At 61.8% G+C, this 626-nt stretch carries 1 protein-coding gene; it reads left to right on the top strand.

What is annotated here, in order from left to right; all coding sequences use genetic code 11:
- Positions 1-29: 29 nt before the first annotated feature.
- Positions 30-626 (top strand): vWA domain-containing protein (locus IVB42_RS13995; RefSeq protein WP_247398133.1); only part of this gene is annotated, 597 nt, incomplete at its 3' end.

The raw sequence follows: 626 nt of genomic DNA, 5'->3' as shown, positions 1-626 counted from the left end.
CGGCGTCGGGCGAAATCAAGAGCCAGTTCATGCAGATTGCCGGCTTTCCAACCCTCGACTTCAGCGTCGGCTCGACCTCGACCTGGGGGAACAACCTGCTGCGCATCGCGCTGGTGCTCGACAACACCGGTTCCATGGGGGGCACCAAGATCAGCAACCTGAAGACCGCATCCAAGAACCTTGTCGACAAGCTCGGGGCGCTGGCGAAGACCCCGGGCGATGTCATGTTCTCCGTGATTCCGTTCGCGAGCGCCGTCAACGTCGGCATCGACAAGGTCTCGGCCACGTGGCTGCGCTGGGATCTATGGGACCCCAGGTCGGAGGATTCCTCCAGCAACTCCTATTGCAGCAGCGGACGGAGCTCCTGGTACACGATGGCGATGTGCAAGGGGCATGGCTACACCTGGAGCCATTCCGTAGGCTCGCCTTCAACTTCGAACTGGAACGGCTGTGTGACCGACCGCGATCAGAGCTACGACGTCTCCGACGCATTGCCATCGGCGCTGACAACGCAATTTGTCGCCGACCAAGACCCGTACTGCCCGGCCAAATTGCTGGCGCTGACCAGCACAGCCAGCACCGTCAAGAGCACCATCGACGCGATGTCGGCGAACGGCGGCACCAAT

It is taken from the genome of Bradyrhizobium sp. 45 (genome assembly GCF_023073155.1).
GTDB classification, from domain to species: domain Bacteria; phylum Pseudomonadota; class Alphaproteobacteria; order Rhizobiales; family Xanthobacteraceae; genus Bradyrhizobium; species Bradyrhizobium canariense_D.
The sequence above is the reverse complement of the archived record's forward strand: the minus strand, read 5'-3'. Positions and strand labels throughout refer to the sequence as shown.